Annotated in this window: 2 protein-coding genes; both read left to right on the top strand. The window is 76.2% G+C overall.

Annotated features, from left to right (window positions below; all coding sequences use genetic code 11):
• A partial coding sequence (locus tag AB0L59_RS42090) for an SDR family NAD(P)-dependent oxidoreductase (RefSeq protein WP_365593458.1) occupies positions 1–7,916 on the top strand: 7,916 nt, incomplete at its 5' end.
• A 12-nt stretch (positions 7,917–7,928) separates the two neighbouring features.
• Positions 7,929–9,634, top strand: a 1,706-nt coding sequence (locus AB0L59_RS42085; RefSeq protein ID WP_365593455.1) for a beta-ketoacyl synthase N-terminal-like domain-containing protein, incomplete at its 3' end; no start/stop codon positions are given.

The raw sequence follows: 9,634 nt of genomic DNA, 5'->3' as shown, positions 1-9,634 counted from the left end.
GTGTCGAACCGGACGCGGTGGTCGGTCATTCGCAGGGGGAGATCGCCGCGGCCTGTGTGGCGGGGGCGCTGTCCCTGCGCGACGCCGCGAAGGTGAGCGCGCTGCGCAGCGCCGCGCTGGGCGCGTTGTCCGGCGCCGGTGCGATGATGTCGGTGGCGCTGCCGCTCGCCGAGCTGGAACCGCGGCTGGCGGCCCGGGCCGGACGGGTGTCGGTGGCCGCGGTCAACGGGCCGGCCGCGGTGGTGCTGTCCGGCGAGCCCGGAGCGCTGCGGGAACTGGCCGCCGAGCTGACCGCCGACGGGGCGCGGGCCCGGCTGGTCCCGGTGGACTACGCCTCGCACTCCCCGCAGGTGGAAGGCATCCGCGCCGACCTGCTGGACAGGCTCGCCGGACTTCGGCCGCGCGGCGCCGAGATCCCGTTCTACTCCACGGTGACCGGCGAGCGGCTGGACACCGCGGCCCTGGACGCCGAGTACTGGTACCGGAACCTGCGCCGGACCGTCCACTTCGAGCAGACGATCCGCGCGCTGGACAGCGCCGGGCACCGGGTGTTCGTGGAGGTCGGCCCGCACCCGATCCTGACCGCCGCCGTGCAGGACACCGTCGAGTCGGCGGGCAGCACGGCCCTGGTGGTCGGTTCGCTGCGCCGCGACCAGGGCGGCCCCGGCCGGTTCCTGCTGTCGCTGGCCGAGGCACATGTGCGCGGGGTCCCGGTGGACTGGACCGCCGCGTTCGGCGCCGCCGGGCCCCGGGCGGACCTGCCCACCTACGCTTTCCAGCGGGACCGCTACTGGCTGGCCACCCCGGCGGGCGGAGCGGATCCGGCCGGATTCGGCCTGGACGCCACCGCGCACCCGCTGCTGGGCGCGGCCGCGCCGGTGGCCTCCACCGGTGAGCTGCTGCTGACCGGGGAGCTGTCCCGGCAGCGCCAGCCCTGGCTGGCCGAACACACGGTGTTCGGCACCGCGGTGCTGCCCGGCGCCGCATTCGTCGAACTGGCCGTACGCGCCGGGGACGAGGCGGGCTGCGCGGTTCTGGAGGAACTGACCGTGCACGCGCCGCTGCCGCTGCCCGAGCGCGGCGGCGTACGGGTGCAGGTGGTGCTCGGCGCGCCGGGCGGGGACGGCGGTCGCGCCGTGGACGTCTACTCCCGGCCGGCCGGGAGTGACGTGTACTCCGGGCCGGGCGGCCGTACGGAGTGGACGCACCACGCCACGGGCAGACTCGGCGCGGCCGAGGTGCCCGCACCCGCGATCGGCCGCTGGCTGCCCCAGGGCGCCACCCCGGTCGAGCCGGCCGGCCGCTACCCGGAACTGGCCCGGCTCGGCTACGGCTACGGCCCGGTGTTCCAGGGCCTGCGCCGGCTGTGGCGGCACGGTGAGGACCTGTTCGGCGAGGTCGCGCTGCCCGAACCGGCGGCGGGGGAAGCAGGGGCGTTCGCCTTGCACCCGGCGCTGCTGGACGCGGCACTGCACGCGGCCCTCCCGGCCGACGGTGCTGCCGACCCCGCCGCCCCCCTGGCGTTGCCGTTCGCGTTCACCGGGGTCCGGCTGTACCGGACCGGTGCCGCCGCGGCGCGGGTACGGTTGCGCCCCGCGGCCGGGGGAGCCGTGTCGGTCACCGTGACCGACGCCGAGGACAACCCCGTCGCGGTCATCGACGCGCTGGCCTTCCGCCCGGTGACCGCCGGGCAACTCGCCGGAGGCCGCCGGGACCACCTCTACCGCACAGTCTGGGTGCCGCTGGACACCCCGGCCGAGGACGGCGCGTGGACCTTGCTGACGGGCCCGGACGAACTGGACACGCGGTCGGGTCGCTTGCCCGCCGCCGTGGGTGTCCCGGTGGCCGCGGTGACCGACGCCCTGGCGGTGGCGCAGCGCTGGCCGGCCGAGGAGCGGTTCGCCGGGTCCAGGCTCGTACTGCTCACGCGTGGTGCGGTCGCCGCCGGGCCGGGGGAGCCGGTCGACCCCGAGGCGGCCGCGGTGTGGGGCCTGCTGCGCAGCGCGCAGACCGAGCACCCGGACCGCTTCGTCGTGGTGGACACGGACGGGCACGCCGCGTCCGAGGCGTTGCTGCCCCGGCTGGCGGCGACCGGGGAACCTCAACTGGCTTTGCGTGCGGGGCGGTTGTCGGTGCCGCGGCTGTCGCGGGTGACGGAGGTGTCCGGGGAGGTGCCGTGGTCGGCCGAGGACACCGTGCTGGTCACGGGGGCGAGTGGCACGCTCGGGGGTCTGGTGGCGCGGCATCTGGTGGAGCGGCACGGGGTGCGGGGGCTGGTGCTGGTGTCCCGGCGTGGGGGTGGTGCGCCGGGTATGACCGAGCTGGCCGCGGATCTCGCGGGACTCGGCGCCACGGTGCGGGTGGTGGCGTGTGACGTGGCCGAGCGGGAGGCGGTGGCCGCGCTGCTGGCCGAGCATCCGGTGACGGCGGTGGTGCACGCCGCCGGGATCCTCGACGACGGGGTGCTGGCCGCCCTCACCCCCGAGCGGGTGGCCGAGGTGTTCCGGGCGAAGGTGGACGGCGCCCGGCACCTGGCCGAACTCACCGGCCCGCAGCTCACCGCGTTCGTGCTGTTCTCCTCGGTGGCCGGGACGCTGGGCAACGCCGGGCAGGCCGCCTACGCGGCGGCCAACGCCGCACTGGACGGGCTGGCCGGGCAGCGCCGCGCCGCCGGACTGCCCGCGACCGCCGTGGCCTGGGGACTGTGGGCCGAGAGCAGCGGGATGACCGAGGGGATGGCCGACACCGACCGGGCCCGGCTGGCCCGCGCCGGGGTGCTGCCGCTGGACTCCGGTACCGCGCTCGGCCTGTTCGACGCGGCCGGCGCGCTGGAGGATCCGGTGCTCGTCGCCGCCCGGCTGGACCCGGTGGCGCTGCGCGAGCGGGCGGCCGAGGGCGTGCTCTCCCCGGTGCTGCGCGCACTGGTGCCGGCGGTGCGCCGCACTGCCGTCGACGGTACGCCGGCGGACGGCGCCGACGGGCTGCGCCGGCGGCTCGCCGAGGGGGAGCCGCAGCGCGTGCTGCAGGACCTGGTGCTGGCCCAGGCGGCCGTGGTGCTCGGCCACACGGACCCTGCCGGGCTGTCACCGGACCGGCCCTTCAAGGACGTCGGCTTCGACTCGCTGACCGCGGTGGAACTGCGCAACCGGCTGGGCCGCGTGACCGGACTGCGGCTGCCCGCGACGGTGGTGTTCGACCACCCCACGCCTGCCGGACTGGCCGGGTACCTGCACGGTGAACTGCTCGGTGACGCCGCTCCGGCGGCCGCCTCACCGGTGGTGACGGCCGCCGCGGACGAACCGATCGCGATCATCGGCATGGCCTGCCGCTTCCCGGGCGGGATCGCCTCCCCGGAGGACCTGTGGGACCTGGTGGCCTCCGGCGGCGACGCCATCGGCGCCTTCCCCACCGACCGCGGCTGGGACGTGGCCGGCCTGTACGACCCGGACCCGGACCAGCCGGGCACCAGTTACACCCGCTCCGGCGGCTTCCTCCACGACGCCGGCCGGTTCGACGCCGGGCTGTTCGGGATCTCGCCGCGCGAGGCGCTGGCGATGGACCCCCAGCAGCGGCTGCTCCTCGAGACCGCCTGGGAGACGCTGGAACGGGCCGGGATCGATCCGACCTCGGTGCGCGGCAGCCAGACCGGCGTGTTCACCGGCGTGATGTACCACGACTACGCCACCACGCTGCGAGCGTTGCCCGAGGGCGTCGAGGGACACCTGCTCACCGGCACCGCCGCGAGCGTCGCCTCCGGCCGGATCGCGTACACCTTCGGCCTGCAGGGGCCCGCGGTCACCGTGGACACGGCGTGTTCCTCCTCGCTGGTGGCGCTGCACCTCGCGGCGCAGGCCCTGCGCTCCGGGGAGTGCGCGCTGGCGCTGGCCGGCGGGGTGACGGTGATGGCCGAGCCGACCACGTTCACCGCGTTCTCCCGGCAGCGCGGACTGGCCGCGGACGGGCGGTGCAAGTCGTTCGCCGGCGGGGCCGACGGCACCGGCTGGTCCGAGGGCGTAGGCCTGCTGCTGCTCGAACCGCTGTCCGCGGCGCGCCGCAACGGCCACCGGGTGCTGGCCGTGGTGCGCGGCTCGGCGGTCAACCAGGACGGCGCGTCCAACGGGCTGACCGCGCCCAACGGTCCCTCGCAGGAGCGGGTGATCCGCGCCGCGCTGACCGCCGCAGGACTCGCGCCGCAGGACGTCGACGCGGTGGAGGGCCACGGCACCGGAACGCCGCTCGGCGACCCGATCGAGGCGCAGGCACTGCTGGCCACCTACGGCCGCGACCGCGCCGGCGAGCCGCTGTGGCTGGGGTCGGTGAAGTCCGGCATCGGGCACGCACAGGCCGCTGCCGGGGTGGCCGGCGTGATCAAGATGGTGCAGGCGCTACGGCACGGGACACTGCCACGGACGCTGCACGTGGACGAGCCCTCCCCGCACGTGGACTGGGCGTCCGGTGGGGTACGGCTGCTCACCGAGGCGCGGTCCTGGCCGGACACCGGCCGCCCGCGCCGCGCCGGGGTGTCCTCGTTCGGCATCAGCGGCACCAACGCGCACGTCGTCATCGAGCAGGCCGAGGCGGACGCGTCCGCTGCTCCGCGCCCCGATGAACCCGATCAGGCCGGCGCCTCCGGTGCCGCCTCAGGGGAACCCGAGCCGCGGCTGCTGCCCGTCGCGTTGTCCGGGCAGACCGGCGACGCCCTGCGGGACCAGGCCGCGCGGCTGGCCGCCCACCTCGCCGGCCGACCCGGCGACCGGGTGCCGGACATCGCCTGGTCCAGTGTGACCGGCCGGGCCGCCCTGGAACACCGCGCGGTCGTGCTGGCCGCCGACCGGGCGCAGCTGGGCGAACGGCTCGAGGCGCTGGCCGAGGGCCGGGAGACCCCGGGCGTGCTGCACGGCACCGCGGCCGACGCGGCGCGGCGGGTGGCGTTCGTGTTCCCCGGCCAGGGCGCGCAGTGGGCTGGGATGGCGCTCGAACTGCTCGAGTCCGCGCCGGTGTTCGCGGCCCGGCTGGCCGAGTGCGCCGCCGCGATCGAGGCGTACGTCGACTGGTCGGTGCTGGACGTCCTGCGCGGCGCGCCGGGCGCGCCGGCGCTGGAGCGGGTGGATGTGGTGCAGCCCGTGACCTTCGCGGTCACCGTGTCGCTGGCCGCGCTGTGGCGCGCGTACGGCGTCGAACCGGAGGCGGTGATCGGCCACTCGCAGGGCGAGATCGCCGCTGCCTGCGTGGCCGGGGCGCTGTCCCTGGCCGACGCCGCCGCCGTGGTCTGCCTGCGCAGCCGCGCGCTGACCGAACTGTCCGGCAAGGGCGGCATGATGTCGGTGGCCCTCCCCGCCGAGGAGGCGCGGGCGCTGTTCGCCGACGACCGGCTGAGCGTGGCCGCGATCAACAGCCCCACCTCCACCGTCGTCTCCGGCGACCCGGCCGCCCTGGAGGAGCTGCGGGCCGACTGCGAGGCACGCGGGGTGCGTGCCCGGCCGATCGCCGTGGACTACGCCTCGCACTCGCCCCACGTCACCGCCGTCAAGGACAGCCTCGCCGCTCTGCTCGCCGGCATCGACCCCCGCGCGACGCGGACCGAGCTGTACTCCACGGTCACCGGGCAGCGGCTCGACCCCCGCGAGCTGACCGGCGACTACTGGTACACCAACCTGCGCCGGACCGTCCGGTTCGCCGACGCGGTGCGCGCCGCCCTCGACGCCGGCATCGGTACGTTCCTGGAGATCAGCCCGCATCCGGTGGTCGCCCCGGGCGTGCAGGAGACGGTGGACGCCGCCGGCGCGCGGGCCGCCGTCCTCTCCACGCTGCGCCGCGACGACGGCGGCTGGCCGCGGTTCGCCCGGTCGCTGGCCGAGGCGCACGTCCGCGGGGCCGGAGTGCGGCTGGCGGAGGTGTTCGCCGGCACCGGCGCGCGCCGGGTGGACCTGCCCACCTACGCCTTCCAGCACCGCTGGTACTGGCTGGCCGAACAGGCCGCGTCCCGCTCCGACCGGTGGCGCTACCGCGTCGAGTGGCGCGCCGCCGGTGCGCCGGAACGCACCGGACCGGACGGCGAATGGCTGGCGTTGGTGCCCGCCTCCGGCGCGCGGCGGGACTGGCTGGAGACGCTCACCGCCGGCCTCCCGGTGCGCACCGTCACCGTCGACACCGAGCACGCCGACCGTGCCACGCTGACCGATCTGCTGCGCCGCGCGCTCGCCGACCACAGCCCTCGCGGAGTGCTGTCCCTGCTGGCCGCCGACCGCCGCCCGCACCCGGAGCACCCCGTGGTGCCCGCCGGGGTGGCCGCCACCCTGGCGGTGGTACAGGCGCTGGGCGATCTCGCCGCGACCGTACCGTTGTGGCTGGTGACCTCCGGCGCCGTGAGCACCGGCGACACCGATCCGCTGCGCGAGCCCGCCGCGGCGCAGGTGTGGGGCCTGGGCCGGGTGGCGATGCTGGAACACCCGGCGTTCTGGGGCGGCCTGGTCGATCTGCCCGCCGAACCCGACGAGGCCGCGCTGGAGCAGCTGCGCGGTGTGCTGGCCGGCGGCTGGGGCGAGGAGGACCAGCTGGCCGTACGCGGTTCCGGCACGCTGGTACGGCGGCTGGTGCACGCCCCGCCCGCGGGCGGCGCGGCCGGCGGCTGGCAGGGCAGGGACACCGCGATCGTGACCGGCGGCACGGGCGCGCTGGGTCCGGAAGTCGCCCGCCGACTGGCCCGGCTCGGCGTGCGGCACGTGGTCCTGGTCAGCCGCAGCGGCGCGGACGCCGACGGGGTCGCCGAGCTGACGGCCGAACTCGACGGCCTCGGCGTCCGGTTGACGGCGCGGGCCTGCGACATCGCCGACCGGGCCGCCGTCGCCGAGCTGCTCGCCGGACTGCGCGAACAGGGCGAGGCGGTGCGTACGGTGGTGCACGCCGCCGCGCTGATGCGGCTGGCCCCGCTGCCCGACACCGACCTGGCCGAGTACGCCGACGTGCTCAGCGCCAAGGTCCAGGGCGCCCGGCACCTCGTCGAACTGCTCGACCCGGCCGAGCTGGACGCGCTGGTCTTCTACTCCTCCATCGCCGGGGTGTGGGGGAGCGCCGACCACGGCGCCTACGCCGCGGCCAACGCCGAACTGGACGCGCTGGCCGAGCAGGCCCGCGCGGCCGGTCTGCCGGTGACCTCGGTGGCGTGGGGCGTGTGGGACGGCGCCCGGTTCCCCGACGGGGTCGACGCCGGCCAGCTGCGGCGCCAGGGCCTGCCGCTGATCGCCCCCGGACCGGCGCTGGACGCGCTGGGCACCATCCTCGAACGCGCCGAGACCGGGCTGTCGGTGGCCGACGTGGACTGGGCGAGGTTCATGCCGCTGTTCTCCTCGGCCCGCAGCAGGCCGCTGTTCGACGAGATCCCCGAGGCGCGGCGCGCGCTGCGCGCCACCCCCGAAGGGGAGCCGCGGCCGTCCGGTTCCGCCTGGTCGCAGCGGCTGGCCGGGCTGTCGGACACCGAACGCCGCACCGTCCTGCTCCGGCTGGTGCGCGAGCAGGCCGCCGTGGTGCTGGGCCACTCCGGCGCGGCCGCGATCGGCGCCGACCGGGCGTTCCGCGACCTGGGCTACGACTCGCTGACCGGGATCGAACTGCGCAACCGGCTCGGCGAGGCCACCGGACTGGCGCTGCCGGCCACGCTCGTGTTCGACCGGCCCACCCCGGCCGCGGTGGCCGAGTACCTGCGCACCCGGCTGGCGCCCGCCGAACCACCCCTCCTCACCGCGCTCGACCGGCTCTCCGAGCGCCTGTCCCAGGAGGACGTCGACGGCGAGCGGGCCGACATCGAGCTGCGGCTGCGGGCGATGCTGTCGCTGGTCGGCGGGGCCGACGACGACTTCGACCCGACGTCGGACGAGGAGATGTACGACCTCATCGACCGTGAACTCGGAGCGAACTGAAGGGGGTTGGACGTGACCGAGGAAGACAAGCTCCGCGGCTACCTGAAGCGGGTCATGGTCGACCTGCGCAAGGCCAACCGCCGCCTGCAGGAGGTCGAGCAGTCCCGCACCGAGCCCATCGCCGTCGTCGGCATGGCCTGCCGCTACCCGGGCGGAGTGCGCTCCCCGGAGGACCTCTGGCAGGTGCTCGCCGAGGGCCGGGACGTCACCGGCGAACTGCCCACCGACCGCGGCTGGGACGTGGAGGGCCTCTACGACCCGGACCCCGAGCGGTCCGGCCACACCTATGTGCGGCGCGGCGGCTTCCTGGACGAGCCGGGCGAGTTCGACGCGGCCTTCTTCGGGATCTCGCCGCGTGAGGCGCTGGCGATGGACCCGCAGCAGCGGCTGCTGCTGGAGACGTCCTGGGAGGCGCTGGAACGCGCCGGGATCGACCCGAGCGGGCTGCGCGGCAGCCGGACCGGCGTGTTCGTCGGCCAGAACCACCAGGAGTACGGCACCCGACTGGCGCAGGCCCCGGCGAGCGTAGAGGGACACCTGGTCACCGGCGTGGTGTCCAGCGTCCTGTCCGGCCGCGTCTCCTACACCCTCGGTGTCGAAGGCCCGGCGATCACCGTGGACACCGCCTGCTCCACCTCGCTGGTCACGCTGCACCTGGCCGTGCAGTCGCTGCGCAACGGGGAGTCGTCGCTGGCCCTGTCGGGCGGCGTGACCGTGCTGGCCGGCCCCGGGCCGCTGGTCGAGTTCAGCCGCCAGCGGGTGCTGGCCGCCGACGGCCGGTGCAAGGCGTTCTCCGCCGCGGCCGACGGCATGGGCATGGCCGAGGGCGTCGGTGTGCTGGTGCTGGAGCGGCTGTCCGACGCGCGGCGCAACGGCCACCCGGTGCTCGCCGTCATCCGCGGTTCCGCGGTCAACCAGGACGGTGCCTCCAACGGGCTGACCGCCCCCAACGGGCCTTCCCAGCAGCGGGTCATCCGTGCGGCCCTCGGCGCAGCCGGACTGTCCCCCGCGGACGTCGACCTGATCGAGGCGCACGGCACCGGCACCTCCCTCGGCGACCCGATCGAGGCGCAGGCACTGCTGGCCACCTACGGCGCCGACCGCGAACGGCCACTGTGGCTGGGCACGGTGAAGTCCAACATCGGACACACCCTCGCCGCCGCCGGGGTGGCCGGGGTGATCAAGTCCGTGCTGGCGCTGCGCCACGAGACCGTGCCGAGGACGCTCCACGCGGACACCCCCTCCCCGCACATCGACTGGTCGTCCGGCACCCTGTCGCTGGCCACCGAGGCGGTGCCCTGGCCGCGCGGCGAACGGCCGCGCCGCGCCGCGGTGTCCTCGTTCGGCATCAGCGGAACCAACGCCCACGTCATCCTGGAGGAGGCCCCCGCCCCGGCCGAGGACGCGCAGGCACCGGTTTCCGGGGACGCGCCGCGGCCGGTGCTCTCGCTGCCGGTGCCGGTGGTGCTCTCCGGGCGTGACGCGGCGGGCCTGGCCGCGCAGGCGACGCACTGGCGTGAGTTCGTCATGGCTCGTCCGGAAGTGACCGTGTCCGGGCTGGCGTTCGCGGCGGCCACCACCCGGGCGGCGCTGGAGTGCCGGGGGGCGGTGGTGGCCGCCGACCGGGAGGAGTTGCTGGCCGGTTTGGCGGCGCTGGCGGAGGGCGGGGCCGGTGCGATCACCGGTATCGCCGGACGCGGTGGCGGTACCGGTTTCCT

The organism is Streptomyces sp. NPDC052109, from assembly GCF_040680195.1.
Lineage (GTDB): Bacteria > Actinomycetota > Actinomycetes > Streptomycetales > Streptomycetaceae > Streptomyces.
Note: the sequence above shows the minus strand (reverse complement) of the source record. Positions and strands in the feature narration are given on the sequence as shown.